The sequence below is a fragment of the Acidovorax soli genome (genome assembly GCF_014207955.1).
Taxonomy (GTDB): Bacteria; Pseudomonadota; Gammaproteobacteria; order Burkholderiales; family Burkholderiaceae_C; genus Acidovorax; species Acidovorax soli_A.
This window is the reverse complement of the sequence record NZ_JACHLK010000018.1, coordinates 15,988-35,073: the sequence shown is the minus strand read 5'-3', so window position 1 is coordinate 35,073 and position 19,086 is coordinate 15,988. Positions and strand designations below refer to the sequence as shown.

The window sequence follows — 19,086 nt, the reverse complement described above, 5'->3', positions numbered from 1 at the left end:
GCCTTTCCCGATGTCCGACTCCATGACCACCGACGTGATCGTCTGCACCACCTGCCGCCCGGCCGGCGCCTCGCGCGAGCTGCCTGCCGACGGCGAGCTGTTGTTCGAGGCCGTGCAGACCGCCCAGCTCGACGACGATGCCGGCGCCTGGGCCCAGGTGCGCGTGCGCGGCGTGGCCTGCCTGAGCAGTTGCGGGCGCGCCTGCTCCGTGGCCTTCCAGGCGCCGGGCAAATACACCTTTGTGTTTGGCGACCTGAAGCCCGATGAAGAGACCGCCCGCCATGTGCTGGAGTGCGGTGCCATGCACGCGCGTGCCAGCGACGGCATGCTCCAGCGCAACGAACGGCCCGCGCGCCTCAAGAGCGGCATCGTGGCCCGGCTGCCGCCCTGGGGTGTGAACCCCACGGGCTGATCCAGGTGCGCATCTGCCCCCCCGCTTTCGCGTTTTCCTGTTTCTGCCTTTTGGAGTTCTTTTTCCCATGCACCGACATCTCACCCCCCTGTCCCTGGCCGTGCTGGCCTGCATCGCGCAGACGGCGGCCCATGCCCAGTCCACCGCCACCACCCAGTTGCCCGCCGTGCAGGTCACGGACACCCAGACTGCGCCTGGCAGCACCCTGTCGCTCGATGCCCCCAGCGCCACGGGCTCGCGCCTGGGCCTCACGGCGCGCGAAACCCCGGCCAGCGTGAGCAGCCTGGGCGCGGCCGACATCGCCGAGCGCAGCCTCACGCGCGCGCAGGACGTGGCCGTGCGCATGCCCGGCATCACCGAGGCGCCAGCCCCCGGCAACGGCGGCACCAGCCTGGTGGCGCGCGGCTTTGCCGGCCACAACTCGGTGGCGCAGATGGTGGACGGCACGCGCCTCATCGTGGCCTCGGGCACCATCACCTACCCGTTCTCGACCTGGCCCATGGAGTCGGTCGAGGTGCTGCGCGGCCCGGCCTCGGTGCTCTACGGCGATGGCGCCATCGGCGCGGCCGTGAACTATGTGAGCAAGCGCCCCAGCTTCGAGACCACGCAGCGCGAGGCTTTCTTCTCGGTGGGCTCCTACGGCACGGTGCAGGGTGGCGTGGGCCTGCGCGGCCCCATCAACGACGTGCTGGCCTACTCGGTCTACCTCGATGCGGAAAAGAGCGATGGCTACCGCGCCCTCATGGACACGCAGCGCCACAACTACGCGCTGGCCCTGGCCGTGCGCCCGAGCCGCGACCTGAACATCACCCTCTCGGCCGATGGCGGCGTGAACGACGATGCGCGCTACTTCGGCACGCCACTGCGCAATGGCGTGCTCGACGAGCGCCTGCGCCGCACCAACTTCAACGTGGCCGATGCGGTGGTCAAGTACGACGACCGCGTCTGGCGCGCCAAGGTCGATTGGCAGGCCTCCGCCGGTGTGCGCGTGCGCAACGAGACCTACCACCTGACGACCGACCGCCACTGGCGCAATGCCGAGGCCTATGCCTTCAACGCTGCCGGCACGGCGGTGAACCGCAGCGACTACCTCGAAATCCTGCACGACCAGGAGCAGACCGGCAACCGCTTCGACGCCGCCTTCGACGGCCACCTGGGCGGCCTGAAGAACCGCTTCATCGTGGGCCTGGACTGGTACCGCACCAAGCTCGTGCATACCAACAACTCGCCCTATGGCGGAGCGAGCACGGTGGACCCGTTCAACTTTGCGCCTGGTGGCTTCATCAGCCCCGTGCCCACCATCCCCGGCCGGGCGTCGGAACTCAAGACCACGGCGCTGTTCGCCGAGAACGCGCTCGACCTTGGAAAGCAATGGAAGCTGGTCGCCGGCCTGCGCAGCGACCACATGGAGCTCGACACCACCGATCTGCGCGGCGGCGTGCGCATGGTGAAGAAGTACTCGCCCGTCACCGGCCGCCTGGGCGCGGTGTGGTCGCCCAGCGAGGCGCTGTCGCTCTACGGCCAGTTCGGCACGGGCACCGATCCGCTCTCGGGCGCGCTCTCGCTGCCCGGTGGTGGCAACACCTTCGACCTGACCAAAGGCCGCCAGGTGGAAGTCGGCGCCAAGGGCGCCGTGCCCGCCCTGCGCGGCGAGTGGACCGTGGCGCTGTACAAGATCGAAAAGCGCAACCTGCTCTCGCGCGATGCCAGCAACCCCAACATCACGCAGCAGATCGGCCAGCAGTCCTCCACCGGCATCGAGCTGGCCTTTGCGGCCGAGCCCGTGCGCGGCTGGACCATCGATGCCAACGCCGCTTTCCTGCGCGCACGCTACGATGACTTCAAGGAGCTGGTCTCGGGTGCCCTGGTCTCGCGCGACGGCATGACGCCCACCGGCGTGCCCGAGCGCACGGCCAGCATCTGGACGGCATACCGCTTCCTGCCGCAATGGCAGGCCGGTTTCGGTGCGCGCTATGTGGGTGAGCGCCAGGGCAACACGGCCAACACCACGAAGCTGCCGTCGTATGCGGTGTTCGATGCCTCGCTGGCGTACGACTACTCGCGCAACCTCAAGCTCGGCCTGTCGGTGAAGAACCTGGCCAACCGCGACTACGCACTCGCCGGAACGGCCAACACCCGCTGGTTGCTGGGCGCGCCGCGCACGGTGCAGCTGACGGCGCGCGCGTCGTTCTGACCCCGGGGAGGTGCAGCGCATGGCCAAGAAGCTCGTCATTTTTCTGCACAAGTGGCTGGGCGTGGTGCTTGCGCTGTTCTTCCTGATGTGGTTCGTGAGCGGGGTGGTGCTGTACTACGTGCCCTTTCCCAGCCTCACGCAGGCCGAGCGGCTGGCGGCCATGCCGCCGCTCGCGTTGCCGGCCGGCTGCTGCCTGGCGGCGCCCGAGGCGGCCCAGCGCGCGGGCTTGCGCGCCGGTGCGGGCGAAGCGCGCCTGGGCATGCTCGGCGATGTCCCCGTGTGGCGCATGCAGGCCGCGGCGGCCGTTGGCAGTGATGGTGCTGCGCTGCGCCCGCGCTGGCACACGCTGGATGCGCGCACGGGCGCGCTGGTGCCGCCGCTCGACGATGCGCAGGCCGCCGCCGTGGCCGAGGCCTTCAGTGGCCGGCGTGCCACAGGCACCGAGCGGCTGGAGCGCGACCAGTGGACGGTGCCCCAGGGCCTGGACGTGCACCGCCCGCTGGTCAAGGTGCTGCTCGATGGCGACGACGGCCTGGAGCTCTATGTCTCGCCCGGCGCCGCCGAGGTGGTGCGCGACACGCGCCGTGCCGAGCGCTTCTGGAACTGGCTGGGCGCCGTGCCGCACTGGATCTACCCCACGGTGTTGCGCCAGTTCCCCAAGGCCTGGCACCAGGTGGTGGTGTGGCTCTCCATTCCGGGCGTGCTGCTGGCGGCCACGGGCATCGCTCTGGGCGTCTGGCAGCTGTTCCTGAACCGGCGGCGCTGGATTCCCTACCGCAAGTTCTGGATGCGCTGGCACCATATCCTGGGCCTGGTGGCGGCGGTGTTCACGCTCACCTGGATGTTCTCGGGCCTGATGTCGATGAACCCGTTTGGCGTGTTCACCGGGCGCGCGGCCGATCCGCAGGCGCGCACCCAGTGGGCCGGCGAGCCACCGCGCATGGCGCGCGGCCCGGCCGAGGCGGTGGCGCTGGCCGCGGCCGATGGCATCGTGCCACTGGAGCTCGATACCCTGCGCATTGCAGGCCAGGCCTGGTACCGGGTGCGTGGGCTGGGGGAGGGCGCGGTGCAGCGCCTGGTGCGTGCCGACGGACCCGAGGCCACCGTTGTCCGTGCCGTGCCTGACCCCACCGTGCTTGCCGCCCTGCAGGGCCTGCGCCCCGGCAGCCCGCCGCCGGCCATCGAACAGCTCACACAGTACGACGGGCTGTACTATGCGCGCCACCATGATGCTGCATCCACTGCTTTCAACCGCCCGCTGCCCGTCTGGCGTGCCCATTGGGCCGGAGACGACGTGAGCGTGTACGCCGACCCCGCCTCCGCCCGCATCGTGCTGCGTGCCGATGCCACCACGCCCTGGCAGCGTGTGCTCTACAACGGCCTGCACAGCCTGGACTTTGCGCCGCTGCTGGCGCGCCCGCTGCTGCGCACCGCGCTGGTGGTGGGCCTGTCGCTGCTGGGCATCGCGCTGTGCATCACCTCGTGCGTGATCGCCTGGCGCGTGTTCGTGCCGGCGCGCCGCCGCCCTGTGCGCTCCACGAAGCCGCGGCGCGTGGTGGGCGACTCTTCGGGGGGCGCATGGACGGTGTGATCGACCTGCTGCTGCCCGGCACGCAATGGGATGCCCTGCGTGCGCTGATCTGGGTGCCTTTCGTGGCCCTGGCCATCGACTGGTGGCGCGGCGAGCCGCCGGCCGCCATCCACCCCGTGGTGTGGATGGGCAAGGCCCTGGGCTGGTGCGGGGAGCGCTGGGCACCCTTGTCGCCCGTGCCGAACGACTGGCGGGCCTTCTGGTCCATGGCCCTGGCCTGGTGCGCCCTGGCGGCCACGGTGGTGGCCACGGCCTGGGGCCTGCAGTGGCTGGCGCTGCGCTTTCACGACGTGATCGCGGCCGCGCTGCTCGGGCTGCTGCTCAAGCCCCTGCTGTCCTGGCGCATGCTGCACGACGAGGTGCTGGCGGTGGAGGCCGCGCTGGCCCGCTCGCTGCCCGAGGGCCGCGAGCAACTGGCGCGCCTGGTGAGCCGCGATGTGAGCGCGCTCAGCGCGGGCCAGGTGCGCGAGTCGGCCATCGAGTCGCTGGCCGAGAACCTCAACGACTCGGTGGTGGCACCGCTGTTCTGGTTCGTGCTGCTGGGCCTGCCCGGTGCTGCGCTGTACCGCCTGGCCAACACGGCCGATGCCATGTGGGGCTACCCCGGCATGCGCGGCGGGCGCTACTGGCAATGGGCCGGCAAGTGGGCGGCACGCGCGGACGATGTGCTCTCGTGGCTGCCGGCGCGCATCAGCGCGCTGCTGCTGGCCGTGCTGGCGCGCGGGGTGCAGCTGTCCACGGTGGCGCGCCTGGCGCGCCGCACCCCCTCGCCCAACAGCGGCTGGCCCATGGCGGCCATGGCGCTGGCGTTGGGCGTGCGCCTGGCCAAGCCCGGGGTGTATGTGCTCAACGCCGATGCGCGTGACCCCGGCCCGCTCGACACCCACCGAGCCGCCAAGCTGGGCACGCTGCTGGCGCTGGCGCTGATCCCCGTGGGCGTGGGCGCCCACATGCTGATCACCATCGTGACCACCTGGGTGGGCGCATGAGCTGGCAGGCCGGCGTCTTGCACCACCACGGTGGCCCCGATGCGCAGGGTGCGCCGGCGCACGACTTCTCGACCAACAGCAATGCCTGCGGCCCCTGCCCGGATGCGCTGCAGGCCGTGCAGCAGGCCGATGCCACGCGCTACCCCGACCCGCACTACACGGCGCTGCGCGAGGCGCTGGGCGCCTTCCACGGCGTGGCGGCCGGGCGCATCGTGCTGGCGGCCAGCTCCAGCGAGTTCATCCACCGCATCACGGCCCTGGCCGTGCAGCAGGGGGTGGTGCGGGTGGGCGTTCCCCTGCACAGCTATGGCGACTATGCCCAGGCGGCGCAGGCGCGCGGGCTCGCCCTGCTGCGACGCGGAGACGAAGCGGTGACCGCACCAGGCCTGCAATGGGCTTGCGAGCCTTCGAGCCCGCTGGGCCGGGCCGACCCCGTGCTGGCCGCCTGGAGAGACGGGCAGGCCGCGCTGCGCGTGCTGGATTGCGCCTATGCCCCGCTGCAACTGCACGGGGGCGGCGGCATGGCGCCCTGGGCCGGCGTCCCTGCCATGCCGCCCGGGCTGCGCTGCTGGCAGCTGTGGACGCCCAACAAGGCCCTGGGCCTCACGGGGGTGCGCGCCGCCTATGCCGTGGCGCCCGAGGGGGCGGATGGCGATGTGCAGGCACTGCAGGCCCTGGCGCCATCCTGGGCCGTGGGAGCGCATGGCGTGGCCTTGCTGCAGGCCTGGGTGCAGCCCGGTGTGCAGCGCTGGCTGGTGCACAGCCTCGATGTCCTGCGCGACTGGAAGCAGCGCCAGCTCACCCTGTGCCTGGACCTGGGCTGGGCCGTGCATGCGGGCAGCCTGGCCAATTACTTCTGCGCCCAGCCTGCGTGCGCTGATCTGCCGGCCGCGCTGGCGGCGCTGCGCGTGTCCGGCATCAAGCTGCGCGACACCACCTCGTTCGGCCTGCCCGGCGGGGTCCGCATGGGGGTGCTGGCACCCGAGGCGCAGGACGCCTTGCGCCAGGCCTGGTTGGCCGTACGATCTGGCGCACAACCCCAAGAAAGCGACACCCCCTGATGCGAACCATCACCGTCACCCGCTATGTCACGCCGCTGCGTGAAGGCGGCTCCATGCCCGCCGTGGTCGAGGGCGACGACCTGGGCCTGTACGTGCTCAAGTTCCGCGGCGCAGGGCAGGGCGTGCGCGCCCTGCTGGCCGAGATGATCTCGGGCGGCATCGCCCGTGCCCTGGCCCTGCCCGTGCCCGAGATCGTGCTCGCCGAGCTCGACCCGGCCCTGGCCCAGACCGAGCCCGACCCCGAGATCCAGGACCTGGTGCGCGCCAGCGGCGGCCTCAATGTGGGGCTCGACTATCTCTCAGGCGCGCTCAACTTCGACCCGGGCGTGGACGAGGTGAGCGACGACTTCGCCTCGCGCCTGGTCTGGTTCGACGCCCTGGTGGCCAATGTGGACCGCACGGCGCGCAACACCAACCTGCTCATGTGGCACCGCAAGCCCTGGCTCATCGACCATGGCGCCTCGCTCACCTTCCACCATGCGTGGAACGGCGCGGTGGCGCAGCCGGCCAAGGCCTTTGCACCGATTGCCGACCATGTGCTGCTGCACCGGGCCACGGCCATCGCCCAGGTCGATGCGGAACTGGCCGCGTTGCTCACGCGCGAGGTGATCACGGGCATCCTGGCCGAGGTACCCGATGAATTCCTGGCGCTGGCCGCAGCCGAACACACCGAGGGCCCGCTCGCGCAGCCGGCCAGCCACCGCCAGGCCTATGTGGAGCATTTCTGCGCACGCCTGGCCGGCCGCGAAACCTGGGTGAAAGGGGCCATCGATGCCCGCGGCTGAGACACAACAGGTCTACGACTACGCCATCGTGCGCGTGGTGCCGCGCGTGGAGCGCGAGGAATTCATCAACGCCGGCGTGATCCTTTCGTGCCAGAAGAGCGGCTTCCTGCAGGCCGCCATTGCGCTCGATGAAGAGCGCCTCTTGGCCATGGACCCGCATGCCGACATCGACACCGTGCGCCGCCACCTGGCCGCCATCGTGGCCATCTGCGCGGGGGAGGCGGGTTGCGGGCCGATCGCGCAGCTGCCCTTCCGCCAGCGCTTCCACTGGCTCACGGCCAAGCGCAGCGCCATCATCCAGACCTCGCCCGTGCACACGGGCCGCTGCACCGATGCAGCGGCGGCGCTCGAGCACATCATGGACCGCATGGTGCGGCCGCTGCCTTGACTGCACGCCCGTCTGCAAAGCTCGCCCGCTGCGTCATGGTGCTGGGCACCACCAGTGGCGCCGGCAAGAGCTGGCTGGCCACGGCGCTGTGCCGCTGGTACGCCAACCAGGGCTACAAGGTGGCGCCCTTCAAGGCACAGAACATGAGCAACAACGCGCGCGTGGTGGCCAGCGACCATGGCCACGGCGAGATCGGAAGTGCCCAGTACTTCCAGGCCATCGCCGCCCGCACCGTGCCCGATGTGCGCATGAACCCGCTGCTGCTCAAGCCCGAGGCCGACACCAAGAGCCAGGTGGTGCTGCTCGGCCAGGTCAGCGCCGAGCTCACCGCGCTGCCCTGGCGTGGCCGCAGCGAACGCGTGTGGCCGCAGATCGCCGCTGCGCTCGATGCCCTGCGCGCCGAGAACGACGTGGTGGTGATCGAGGGCGCGGGCTCGCCTGCCGAGATCAACCTGCACGCCAGCGATGTGGTGAACATGCGCGTGGCGCGCCACAGCGGCGCGCGCTGCCTGCTGGTGACCGACATCGACCGCGGCGGCGCCTTTGCCCACCTCTACGGCACCTGGGCCCTGCTGCCCGAGGACGAGCGCGCGCTGATCCACGGCTTTGTGCTCAACCGCTTCCGCGGCGATGCCACGCTGCTGGCCCCGGCCCCGCAGATGCTCCAGGAACTGACGGGTGTGCCCACGGTGGCCACCATCCCCATGCAGTGGCACCATGGCCTGCCCGAGGAAGACGGCGTGTTCGACGACCGCAGCACCGCGGCCGGGGCCGTGCACACCACGGTGGCCATCATCGCCTACCCGCGCATCAGCAACCTCGACGAATTCCAGCCGCTCAAGAACGTGCCCGGCGTGCGCCTGGTCTGGGCGCGCAGCCCGGCCGAGCTGGCGGGCCTGAAGCCCACGGACTGGGTCGTGCTGCCCGGCTCCAAGGCCACCGCGGCCGACCTGGCTTGGCTGCGCGCGCAGGGGCTGGATGTTGCCGTCGCCGCGCACGCAGGGCAGGGCGGTACCGTGCTGGGCGTGTGCGGCGGCCTGCAGATGCTGGGCGAGGCGCTGATCGACACCGCCGGCATCGACGGCAACGCGCCCGGCCTGGGCCTGCTGCCGCTGGTGACCACCTTCGAGCCCGCCAAGACCGTGCGCCGCAGCACCGTGCAGTTCGGTGCGCTGCAGGGCGCCTGGGCGCCGCTGTCGGGCGTGCAGGCCAGCGGCTATGAGATCCACCACGGCCAGACCGCCCAGCACCCGGCCATGGCGGCCGGTGGCGATGTGGCGCGCGAAGTCGTGCCGGGCCTGGCCTGGCAGAACGGCGCGGGCAATGTGCTCGGGCTGTACCTGCACGGCTTGCTCGAAGACCCGGCCGCACTGCAGGCCCTGTTCGGCCGCGCAGGGGCCGCCCCCGTGCCCACGCTCGACGCCGTGATGGAGGGCCTGGCCCGCGTCGTGGATGCGCATTTCGAGCCCGGCGTGCTGCAAGCCTTGGTGGCCTGATTCTTTTCACTTCTCCTTTTGACGATCCCCATGTCCTTTGCCATCCCCGCCATTGCCGACCTCACCGACGCCGCCCTCACGGCGCGCCTGCAGCACATCATCGATTTCAAGACCAAGCCCCTGGGCTCGCTTGGCCGCATCGAGGCCCTGGCCCTGCGCATCGGCCAGGTGCTGGGCACTGAGGCGCCGCAGCTCGTGCAGCCGCAGATGCTGGTCTGTGCGGGCGATCATGGCATTGCCGCGCGCGGTGTGTCGGCTTTCCCGAGCGATGTGACGTGGCAGATGGTGGAGAACTTCCTGGCCGGTGGCGCGGCCGTGAGCGTGCTCGCGCGCCAGCACGGCCTGGCCCTTACGGTGGTGGACTGCGGCGTGGCCAAACCCATTGCACCGCGCGAGGCAGCCCCGGGCGCGCCCCAGTTGCTGCTGCGCAAGGTGGCACCGGGCACGGCCGATGCGTCGGTGGGCCCGGCCATGAGCGCCGAGCAGTGCCAGCAGGCCATCGCCAACGGCATGGAGGTGGTGCGCGGCCTGCCCGGCAACGCGCTGCTGCTGGGCGAGATGGGCATTGCCAACACCTCGGTCGCCTCGCTGCTGCTGGCGCGCCTGGCCGGCCTGCCGCTGGCCGAGGTGACCGGCGCCGGCACCGGGCTGGATGCCGCCGGCATCGAACGCAAACGCGCCGTGCTGCAGCAGGCGCTGGACGTGAATGCCCAGGCCTCCAGCCCCCTAGAGGCACTGGCCGCCCTGGGCGGCTACGAGGTCGCGACCCTGGTGGGCGCCGTGCTGCAGGCCGCGGCCGAGCGCCGGGTCATCGTGGTCGACGGCTTCATCACCAGCGCTGCCGTGCTGGTGGCAAGCCGCCTGCAGCCCACCGTGCTGCAGCGCTGCGTGTTCGCCCACCGTTCGGGCGAGCGCGGCCACAGCCTCATGCTGGCGCAGATGCAGGCCGAACCCCTGCTGGACCTGGGCCTGCGCCTGGGCGAGGGTTCGGGCGCAGCCCTGGCCTGGCCGCTGCTGCAGTCGGCCTGCGCAGTGCTGGCGGAGATGGCGAGCTTCGAGTCCGCAGGCGTGGACAACAAGAGCTGATGCAGCTCAGCGCCTGCGGCGTGCGGGTTTTTCGGCCGGGGCCTGGTGGTGCGCGCGCAGCAGGTCAATGAGCGCCTGCGCATACGCCGGTATGCGCCCTGACTCGCGCACCAGGATGTAGCGCTCGCGCACGCTCCAGGTGTCGTCCAGCTCGATCAGCACCAGGCCCATGGGATCGAGGTAGCGGCGTGCCGCGCTCTCGGGCACGATGCCGATGCCCACCCCGGCGCCGATCATGCGGCACATGGCGTCGAAGCTCGACAGCTGCACACGCAGCTTTTGCGTCTGGCCGAGCTGCTCGGTCACCTGGGCCAGAAAGGTCTGCAGCGTGCTGGCCGGGTGCATGCCCACCATGGGCTCGTCCAGCGTCTGCGCAAAGGCCATGCGCCTGCGCCGTGCAAAGCGGTGGCCACGTGGCACCACGAGGGCCAGGCGGTCGGTGCTGAAGTGGATGGCTTGCAAGCCCAGGGTGTCCACCTGGCCGGCCACGATGCCGATGTCGGCACGCCCGTCGCGCACACCGCGCGGGATCTCGGCGTTCGGTGTTTCCTGAAGCTCCACGTTCACGCGCGGGTTCGCCGCGAGGAAGGCGGGCAGGATCTCGGGCATGAAGTCCGTCACCGCCGTGGTGTTGGCGAACACGCGCACATGGCCGCGCAGGCCGCCGCTGTACTCCTGCAGGTCGGCGCGCAACTGCTCGGCCTGGCGCAGCACGCCGCGCGCATGGTGCAGAAAGGCCTCGCCCGCGGGCGTGGTGCGCATGCCGCGCGCCTCGCGGTACAGCAGGGGCATGCCCGCCTGCTCCTCCAGGGCCTTGATGCGCGCACTGGCCGCTGCCAGCGACAGGTGGCGCGCAGCAGCGGCACGGGAGAGGGCGCCTTGCTCGGCCGTGAGCACGAACAGGCGCAGGTCGGTCAGGTCGAACTGCATGGCGCCATGGTACCGCCCAGGGCCGCGAGGTTTCGGAAATTCCGAAAGCCCGGTTCCGAAATGCGTGATTGTGCGAAGCGGTCTGGCGGGCGAACATGCGCCACTTTCCGAGAACACGCTGGAGACACACCGCATGAAGTTCACCGCCTCGCGCCGCACCGCCCTCGCTGCCCTGCTGGCCGCACCCCTGCTGGCCACCGCCCAGGCCAGCTACCCCAACCGCCCCATCACCCTGGTCGTGCCCCAGGCCGCCGGCGGCACCAACGACATCGTGGGCCGCCTGGTGGGCCAGAAGCTCGGCGAGGTGCTGGGCGGCGCCACCGTGGTGGAGAACCGGCCCGGCGCGGGCGGCAACATCGGCACGCAGTTCGTGGCCAAGGCGCCCAAGGACGGCTACACCCTGCTCATGACCATCAGCAGCAGCCAGGCCATCAACCCCGCCCTTTTCAAGAACCCCGGCTTCGACCCGGTCAAGGACTTCAAGCCCGTGGGCCTGATCGGTGCTGTGCCCAATGTGCTGCTGGTCAACCCATCGTTCCCTGCGCGCAACATGGCGGAACTGGTGGCCTTGGCGAAATCCAAGCCCGGCCACTACCAGTACGCATCGGCCGGCAACGGCACGCTCAACCACCTGCTCGGCGAAATGCTCAACAGCATGGCCGGCATCCAGCTGCAGCATGTGCCCTACAAGGGCGTGGCCCCGGCGATCAACGACGTGCTGGGCGGCCAGTTGCCCATCGTGTTTGCGAGCATGCCCTCGGCGCTCTCGCACATCAAGGCCGGCAAGCTGCGCGCCCTGGCGGTGAGCGGCGCCACGCGCTCGCCCGTATTGCCCGATGTGCCCACCATTGCAGAGACCGTGGCCGGCTACAACGGCACGCTGTGGATCGGCCTGTTCGCTCCCGCGGGCTTGCCGGCCGATACCCAGTCCAAACTGCAGGACGGCATGGCCTCCGCATTGACCGCCAAGGACCTGCGCGACAAGCTGGAGCTGCAGGGTGTGGAGATTGCACCCAAGACCACGCCCGATCAATTCGCCGCGCTGCTGCAGGAAGACCTCACGAAGTGGGCCAAGGTGGTCAAGACTTCCGGCGCCACGGTTGACTGACTGAGTTGAAGAACACTGCCATGACCCGCCCCCTGGACCACATCACGGTGGTGTCGCTCGAGCATGCGATCGCCGCCCCGTTCTGCACCCGCCAGCTGGCCGACCTGGGGGCGCGCGTCATCAAGGTCGAGCGCCCGGGCGGCGGCGACTTTGCGCGCGACTACGACACGCGCGCCCAGGGCATGGCCTCGCACTTCGTCTGGGTCAACCGCTCCAAGGAAAGCCTCACGCTCGACCTCAAGCAGCCCGAGGCCCTGGCCGTGCTGTGGGAGCTGCTGGCCAGCGCCGACGTGCTGGTGCAGAACCTCGCGCCCGGCGCCGCCGCGCGCATGGGCCTGTCGTGGGAGGCCTTGCAGGTGCAAAACCCGCGCCTCGTCGTCTGCGATATCTCGGGCTACGGCAGCGATGGCCCTTACCGCGACAAGAAGGCCTACGACCTGCTGATCCAGAGCGAGGCGGGCTATCTCTCGGTGACCGGCACGCCCGAGGAACCCTGCAAGTCGGGCAACTCGATTGCCGACATTGCGGCGGGCATGTATGCCTACACCAGCGTGCTGGCCGCGCTGATGCAGCGCGAGAAGACGGGGCAGGGCTCGCGCATCGATGTGTCCATGCTCGAATCGCTGGCCGAGTGGATGGGTTTTCCCCTGTACTACGCCTATGGCGGCGCCACGCCGCCGCCGCGCAATGCGGCCTCGCACGCCACCATCTACCCCTATGGTCCGTTTGTCGCGGGCGACGGCGGCACGGTGATGCTGGGCCTGCAGAACGAGCGCGAGTGGAAGCTGTTCTGCGAACACGTGATGCTGCAGCCGGGGCTGGCGGACGATCCGCGCTTTGACAGCAATGCCCGGCGCAACGAGCACCGCGCCGAACTCAAGGCCTTGATCCTGGCAGTGTTCGGCACGCTCACGGCCGCCCAGGTCATTGGGCGGTTGGAAGACGCGCACATTGCCAACGCCCGCATGAACACCATGGCCGAGGTCTGGGCCCACCCGCAGCTGCAGGCGCGCGGCCGGGTGCAGCAGGTGGACACGCCCGAGGGCCCGCTCGATGCACTGCTGCCCCCCGGTGCGCACAGCAGCTTTGCCTACCGCATGGACCCGATCCCTGCCGTGGGCGAGCACACTGAGGCCATCCTGCGCGCCCTGGGGCGCAATGACGAACAAGTGGCCGCGCTGCGCGCCAGCAAGGCCATCTGATGGGCATGCCTTCAGTGCAAGGCGCCATTGCCCGCGCCACCACCTTCCTGTTCGTTCCTGCCACACGGCCCGAGCGCATCGCCAAGGCATTGGCCAGTGGTGCAGGCGCCGTGGTCGTGGACCTGGAGGATGCGGTCGCACCCGATGACAAGGCTGCGGCGCGCACCGCCCTGCTGTCCGCCGTGCAGGGCCTGGAGCCCGGCGAGCGCGCGCGCCTGCTGGTGCGCACCAACGCCGCCGGCACCCCCTGGCATGCCGACGACGTAGCCGCGGTGGCCGCCTGCGTGGCGCAGGGCCTGGCGGGCGCCATGGTGGCCAAGGCCGAGTCGGCCGGGGTGCTCCAGGCCGTGGCCAACGCCCTCGGCCCAGAGGGCCTGCTGGTGCCGCTGGTCGAATCGAATGCCGGGCTGGATGCGCTCGACACCCTGGCCCGGGCCCCCCAGGTGGTGCGTCTGGCCTTTGGCCACCTCGACTTCCAGGTCGATCTGGGCATGGAGTGCGGCCCCGACGAGGCCGAACTGCTGCCCGTGCGCCTAGCATTCGCGCGCGCTTCGCGCCGCGCCGGCCTGGCCGCGCCGGTGGATGGCGTGACCACGGCCACGGACGACCTGCCGCGCCTGCAGCAAGACACGGCACGCAGCCGGCGCCTGGGCTTTGGCGGCAAGCTGTGCATCCACCCCGCCCAGGTGGCGCCGGTGCAGGCAGCGTTTGCCCCGGGACCGGAGGAACTGGCGTGGGCTGCAAGGGTGCTGGAGGCGGCGCCCGCGCACGGTGGTGCCGTGTTCCGGCTCGATGGCCGCATGGTCGATGCGCCGGTGCTGGCGTTGGCTGCACGCCTGGTGGCGCGGGCCTGAGGCGCTAACCGACCACGGTCTGGTTGCGGCCTTGCGCTTTGGCGCGGTACAGCGCCGCGTCCGCACGTGCCAGCATGGCATCCAGCGTGTCCTCAGGCCCCGTCCATTGCGTGAGGCCGATGCTCACCTTGCAGTCGAGCGCATGGCCCACGGCCAGTGTGGCGTGGATGCGCCGCGCCACGTTGAGCGCGGCCGTCGCGTCGGTACCGGGCAGCAGCACCATGAATTCCTCGCCGCCATAGCGGCCCATGCGGTCGGGCGTGCGCAGCACGGCCAGGGTGCGGCCCACGAAGTGCACCAGCACGGCGTCGCCGTGCTGGTGGCCGCAGCTGTCGTTCACGGCCTTGAAGTGGTCCAGGTCCAGCATCATCAGCGAGGGGCCGCCGCCGTAGCGGCGCGCGCGCTCGATCTCCTCCTCGCAGCGCTGCAGCAGCGCGCGCCGGTTGAGTGCCGGGGTCAGCGAGTCGTGCGTGGCCAGGTGCTCTAGCTCGGTGCGCAGGCGATCGGTGGCCATGAGCAGCGCGCCGATGGACAGCATGAGCACCGTGAGCGCGTAGGCGCCGATGTACAGGTTCTGGTAGATCGACGGCTCCATGAGGTTGGCGCCCGTGTGCCCGGCAAAGATGGAGCCCAGGCGCATCAGCAGGGTTGCCAGGTGCAGCACCAGCACCACCTCCACCAGCCGCACCGGAAAGTTGCTGCCGCCAAAGCGCAGCAGAAAGCGCAGCTGCGCGCCATAGATGCACGACATCACCAGCGTGAAGAAGGTCAGCCGGGCCTCGTAGTTGGGCCAGCCGTAGGACAGCCAGGTGAAGACGCCCAGGCACAGCAGCAGCACGCCACTCCAGATGCGCCAGGTGTGGCGGTGCCCCAGGAAGGCGCGCGTGCCCATGTAGTAGGTCATGGTGCCCAGCACCAGCAGGGTGTTGGCACCCACCAGGCCCATCCAGTCGGGCACCAGGCCGCGCGAACTGAACAGGGCGGTGGAGGCGAGCCAGAACACGGGGGCCGCCGCCCAGGCGCCGATGCCCCGGATGTGGGGTGGGTAGTAGCGCCGCATGCAGGCCAGCACGATGGCCATCAGGGCGGACATGAACCCCGCCAGGGCGATCATGGAGCGAGGGTCGAGGTTCGTCATCCTGCGGGGAGGGTGGGGAACGCTGGGCGGGCGGACGTAAAGAAATGTTTCCGTGAACAGCCAGTATAGCCAGCGACCGGGCCGGCAGGACACTTGTCCGAGGAACGGCATTGGTGCCGAATGGCGTATGTGGTGCTTGCGCGACGGGCGCTGCGGTCGATTTTGGTGCCGCCTGCACCCGCTCCGGGCGGGCTTGCGCACAGCAACGGTGCATTTTGTATACAAACTGCACCAAACATTGTGTGCAAAACCTGGCACGTGGTTTGCGTAAGCCCAGGCATGCAAGACACCACGCCTGCCCAGCCCCCGGCCGCCATCGAGATCGTGGCGCTCACCAAGCGCTATGCCAGCGGCAAGCCCGCCGTGGATGCGATCAACCTGCGCATCGCCAGCGGCAGCTACTGCTGCCTGCTGGGCCCTTCGGGCTGCGGCAAGAGCACCACCTTGCGCATGATCGCCGGACACGAGTCGGTGACCAGCGGCGACATCCTGCTCGAGAACCGCAACATCACCGACCTGCCCGCTGCGGCGCGCGGCACGGCCATGATGTTCCAGAGCTTTGCGCTGTTCCCGCACCTGTCTGCGCTGGACAACGTGGCCTTCAGCCTCAAGATGAAGGGCGTGGCCAAGGCCGAGCGCCAGGCCAAGGCGCGCGACCTGCTCGAACGCGTGGCCATGGGCCACCTGGCCGAGCGCAAGCCGGCCGAGCTCTCGGGCGGGCAGCAGCAGCGCGTGGCGCTGGCGCGTGCCCTGATCACCCAGCCGCGCGTGCTGCTGCTCGATGAGCCGCTGTCGGCGCTCGACCCGTTCCTGCGCATCCAGATGCGCGCCGAGCTGCGCCGCTGGCAGAAGGAGCTGGGCCTGACCTTCATCCACGTGACCCATTCGCAAGAAGAGGCCATGGCCCTGGCCGACACCATGGTGGTGATGAACCACGGCGTGATCGAGCAGGTCGGCTCGCCCCTCGAGGTCTACAACCGGCCTGCCAGCGAATTCGTGGCGCGCTTCATGGGGGGCCACAACGTGATCGACACGCCGGATGGCAAGGTCGGTGTGCGCACCGACCACCTGCAGGTGCTGCCGCAGGGCTCGCCGCTGCCCTGGGGCGCCCAGCACATGCAGGCCGTGGTGACCGATGTGGAATACCAGGGCACCTATGTGCTGCTGGGCCTGCAAAAGCAGGGCGTGGCCCTGTCGGCCAATGCCACGGCGGCCTACTCGGTGATGGTGCCCGAAGCCGCCTTTGCCGCCCAACCCTACGAAGTGGGCCAGGCCGTGCAGCTGCACTGGACGCCTGAGCAGGCCCACCCGTTGACCCGGCCTGCCACGGCGCCAGCCGCTGCACCTGCGGTGGCAACCGCCACCGCGCAGGCGGTACCTGCCTGACCTGTTTTCTTTGTCCGTTGTTGTTGTCTGTTTCCCAACCCTCCACCCGCAAACCAAGGAGCTTTCCCATGTCCGACGACTCTCGTGCTGATTCCCCCGCTGTTGCCGCATCCGACACCACCGGCGGCGTGCAGCGCCGCTCGCTGCTCAAAGGCACGGCGGGCATCCTGGCCGCCGGCGTGTTCCCGGCCGTGCATGCGCAGGAAAAGATCGTGCTGCGCTACCTGGGCACGGCTGTGAACCAGGACAAGGCCATCGCCGAGAAGTTCAAGGCCGACACCGGCATCGAGATCCAGTACGTGGCCGTGACCACCGACGATGTGACCAAGCGCGCCGTGACCGCGCCCAACAGCTTCGATCTGATCGACACCGAGTACTTCTCGCTCAAGAAGATCGTGCCCACGGGCAACCTCAAGGGCATCGACACCAAGCGCATCAAGAACGCCGACAAGATCACCACGCTGTTCACCACCGGCATGGTGGCCGGCAAGGCCGTGGGTGACCAGGGCACGGCGCCCAAGAAGGTGATCTACCTGGAGGGCGAGAAGTCCAAGAAGTTCGCCACGGCGCCCACGCAGTTCATGTCGCTGATCCCCACCGTGTACAACGCCGACACGCTGGGCATCCGCCCCGACCTGATCAAGCGCCCCATCAACTCCTGGGCCGAGTTGCTCAATGCCGAGTTCAAGGGCAAGGCCGCGATTCTGAACATTCCTTCCATCGGCATCATGGACGCCGCCATGGTGGTCGAGTCCCTGGGCCTGTACAAGTACCCTGACAAGGGCAACATGACCAAGAAGGAAATCGACCTGACGATCAAGACCCTGATCGAGGCCAAGAAGCAGGGCCAGTTCCGCGCGCTGTGGAAGGACTTCAACGAGTCGGTGAACCTCATGGCCTCGGGCGAGGTGGTGATCCAGTCCATGTGGAGCCCTGCCGTCACGGCCGTGCGCACCAAGGGCATCGCCTGCAACTTCCAGCCGCTCAAGGAAGGCTACCGCGCCTGGGCTGCCGGCTTCGGCCTGCCGGCCACCCTGTCGGGCCGTAAGCTCGACGGCGCTTACGAGTTCATCAACTGGTTCCTGGACGGCTGGGCTGGTGCCTACCTGAACCGCCAGGGCTACTACAGCGCCGTGCTGGAGACCGCCAAGTCCAAGATGGAAGCCTACGAGTGGGCCTACTGGATGGAAGGCAAGCCCGCCACGCAGGACATCAAGAGCCCTAACGGCGACGTGCTGGCCAAGTCCGGCGCGGTGCGCGACGGCGGCAGCTATGAGTCGCGCATGGGCGGTATCGCCTGCTGGAACGCGCTGATGGACGAGAACAACTACATGGTCCAGAAGTGGAACGAGTTTGTAGCAGCGTAACTCCCCCTGAGTCGCTTCGCGCCTTCCCCCTCTCTCATATTGCTTCGCAATCTGGGAGGGGGACGCCCCCGGTGCGGCGGGGCGGCCCTTGCACGGGGGCACTGGCCTTTGGCCGCGCCGGTTTCGAAGGCAGCGTGCGGCGCTGCTGATATCTGAATTGCACACATGAGCATCACCAATAACCCGACTTTGCCTGCTGCTGCCGTTCCCGGGCGCGGCATTGCCGCCTGGTGGCAGGCGGCGCCGTTCACGCTGGTGTTCGTGCTGTTCTTTTTGGTGCCGCTGGCGCTGATCGTGATGGTCAGCTTCTGGGACTTCAACGAGTACGAGTTGTTGCCCGGTTTCACGTTCAAGAACTACATCTCCATCTTTGCGGGCTGTGGCGATGCGTCGGAGGGGTTGTGCGTCACGCTCAAGACCTACTATTCAACGCTCAAGTTCAGTTTTCTCGTGTGGCTGATCACGCTGGTGATCGGCTTCACCGTGGCCTATTTCCTGGCCTTTCATGTGCGTTCCTCGGGCATGCAGACGCTACTGTTCGTGCTGTGCACCATCCCGTTCTGGACCTCGAACGTGATCCGCATGATCTCGTGGGTGCCGCTCTTGGGGCGCAACGGCCTGGTCAACCAGGGCCTGGTGGGTACCGGCCTGGTGGACCAGCCGGTGGAGTGGCTGCTGTTCTCGGATTTTTCGGTGGTGCTGGCCTTCGTGCACCTGTACACCATGTTCATGATCGTGCCCATCTTCAACAGCATGATGCGCATCGACCGCAGCCTTATCGAGGCCGCCAGCGACAGCGGAGCCAGTGGCTGGCAGACGCTGTGGAACGTGATCGTGCCGCTCTCGCGCACCGGCATCATCATCGGGTCGATCTTCGTGATCACCATCGTCATGGGCGACTTCGTGACCATCGGGGTGATGGGGGGCCAGCAGATCGCCTCCATCGGCAAGATCATCCAGGTGCAGACCTCGTACCTGCAGTTCCCGCTGGCGGCGGCCAATGCCGTGATTTTGCTCGCGGTGGTGCTGATGATCATCTGGGGGCTGACGCGCCTGGTCGACATTCGCAAAGAGCTTTGAACCACGCTGCCAACACCCA

General features: G+C 69.3%; 17 protein-coding genes. 15 read left to right on the top strand and 2 right to left on the bottom strand.

Going from position 1 to position 19,086, the window contains the following annotated elements; genetic code table 11:
* Positions 1-10 precede the first annotated feature (10 nt).
* The 9 genes from HNP48_RS29925 (at position 11) to cobT (ending at position 10,002) form a co-directional block, all read left to right on the top strand.
* Entirely contained in the window at positions 11-412 is a 402-nt protein-coding gene (locus tag HNP48_RS29925) for a DUF1636 domain-containing protein (RefSeq protein ID WP_184864217.1), read from the top strand.
* A gap of 67 nt (positions 413-479) precedes the next feature.
* Positions 480-2,606 carry a TonB-dependent siderophore receptor gene (locus HNP48_RS29920; protein ID WP_184864215.1) on the top strand — a complete coding sequence of 709 codons (2,127 nt, stop codon included), beginning with the start codon at positions 480-482 and terminating at the stop codon, positions 2,604-2,606.
* Positions 2,607-2,625: 19 nt separating this feature from the next.
* Positions 2,626-4,197, top strand: coding sequence for a PepSY-associated TM helix domain-containing protein (locus HNP48_RS29915; protein ID WP_184864214.1), 1,572 nt, complete (start codon positions 2,626-2,628; stop codon positions 4,195-4,197).
* Positions 4,185-5,186 carry an adenosylcobinamide-phosphate synthase CbiB gene (gene cbiB / locus HNP48_RS29910; protein ID WP_184864212.1) on the top strand — a complete coding sequence of 334 codons (1,002 nt, stop codon included), beginning with the start codon at positions 4,185-4,187 and terminating at the stop codon, positions 5,184-5,186. The genes HNP48_RS29915 and cbiB overlap by 13 nt, the downstream gene beginning before the upstream one ends.
* Positions 5,183-6,247: an aminotransferase class I/II-fold pyridoxal phosphate-dependent enzyme gene (locus HNP48_RS29905; RefSeq protein WP_184864204.1), complete on the top strand. Its 1,065-nt coding sequence runs from the start codon at positions 5,183-5,185 to the stop codon at positions 6,245-6,247. The genes cbiB and HNP48_RS29905 overlap by 4 nt, the downstream gene beginning before the upstream one ends.
* Positions 6,247-7,032, top strand: coding sequence for a HipA family kinase (locus tag HNP48_RS29900; protein WP_184864195.1), 786 nt, complete (start codon positions 6,247-6,249; stop codon positions 7,030-7,032). Before HNP48_RS29905 ends, HNP48_RS29900 begins: the two co-directional genes overlap by 1 nt.
* Entirely contained in the window at positions 7,019-7,420 is a 402-nt protein-coding gene (locus HNP48_RS29895) for a DUF3037 domain-containing protein (protein ID WP_184864193.1), read from the top strand. The genes HNP48_RS29900 and HNP48_RS29895 overlap by 14 nt, the downstream gene beginning before the upstream one ends.
* A gap of 35 nt (positions 7,421-7,455) precedes the next feature.
* Positions 7,456-8,916, top strand: a complete 1,461-nt coding sequence (locus HNP48_RS29890; protein WP_184864359.1) for a cobyric acid synthase — start codon at positions 7,456-7,458, stop codon at positions 8,914-8,916.
* A 30-nt stretch (positions 8,917-8,946) separates the two neighbouring features.
* Entirely contained in the window at positions 8,947-10,002 is a 1,056-nt protein-coding gene (gene cobT, locus HNP48_RS29885) for a nicotinate-nucleotide--dimethylbenzimidazole phosphoribosyltransferase (RefSeq protein ID WP_184864191.1), read from the top strand.
* Between the two features lie 6 nt (positions 10,003-10,008).
* On the opposite strand, the gene HNP48_RS29880 is transcribed toward cobT, so the two are convergent.
* Positions 10,009-10,932: a LysR family transcriptional regulator gene (locus tag HNP48_RS29880; RefSeq protein ID WP_184864189.1), complete on the bottom strand. Its 924-nt coding sequence runs from the start codon at positions 10,930-10,932 to the stop codon at positions 10,009-10,011.
* Positions 10,933-11,065: 133 nt separating this feature from the next.
* Between HNP48_RS29880 and HNP48_RS29875 the strand changes: the two genes are divergently transcribed.
* The 3 genes from HNP48_RS29875 to HNP48_RS29865 are packed head-to-tail and all read left to right on the top strand — an operon-like array spanning position 11,066 to position 14,096.
* Positions 11,066-12,040 (top strand): tripartite tricarboxylate transporter substrate binding protein, encoded by a 975-nt coding sequence (locus HNP48_RS29875; RefSeq protein ID WP_184864187.1) that lies wholly within the window; start codon positions 11,066-11,068, stop codon positions 12,038-12,040.
* Positions 12,041-12,060: 20 nt separating this feature from the next.
* On the top strand, positions 12,061-13,242 hold the full coding sequence (locus HNP48_RS29870; protein ID WP_184864185.1) for a CaiB/BaiF CoA-transferase family protein: 1,182 nt from the start codon (positions 12,061-12,063) through the stop codon (positions 13,240-13,242).
* Positions 13,243-13,247: 5 nt separating this feature from the next.
* On the top strand, positions 13,248-14,096 hold the full coding sequence (locus HNP48_RS29865; protein ID WP_409362591.1) for an HpcH/HpaI aldolase/citrate lyase family protein: 849 nt from the start codon (positions 13,248-13,250) through the stop codon (positions 14,094-14,096).
* A 4-nt stretch (positions 14,097-14,100) separates the two neighbouring features.
* On the opposite strand, the gene HNP48_RS29860 is transcribed toward HNP48_RS29865, so the two are convergent.
* On the bottom strand, positions 14,101-15,234 hold the full coding sequence (locus HNP48_RS29860; protein WP_260420429.1) for a GGDEF domain-containing protein: 1,134 nt from the start codon (positions 15,232-15,234) through the stop codon (positions 14,101-14,103).
* 279 nt (positions 15,235-15,513) lie between these two features.
* On the opposite strand from HNP48_RS29860, the gene HNP48_RS29855 reads away from it, so the two are divergent.
* From HNP48_RS29855 to HNP48_RS29845, 3 genes are all read left to right on the top strand, one after another.
* The gene (locus HNP48_RS29855; protein WP_184864181.1) at positions 15,514-16,620 is read left to right on the top strand and encodes an ABC transporter ATP-binding protein; all 1,107 of its coding nucleotides are present in this window, start codon (positions 15,514-15,516) and stop codon (positions 16,618-16,620) included.
* 68 nt (positions 16,621-16,688) lie between these two features.
* The gene (locus tag HNP48_RS29850; RefSeq protein ID WP_184864179.1) at positions 16,689-17,987 is read left to right on the top strand and encodes a PotD/PotF family extracellular solute-binding protein; all 1,299 of its coding nucleotides are present in this window, start codon (positions 16,689-16,691) and stop codon (positions 17,985-17,987) included.
* Between the two features lie 165 nt (positions 17,988-18,152).
* Positions 18,153-19,067: an ABC transporter permease gene (locus HNP48_RS29845; protein ID WP_184864177.1), complete on the top strand. Its 915-nt coding sequence runs from the start codon at positions 18,153-18,155 to the stop codon at positions 19,065-19,067.
* The last annotated feature ends 19 nt before the right edge of the window (positions 19,068-19,086 follow it).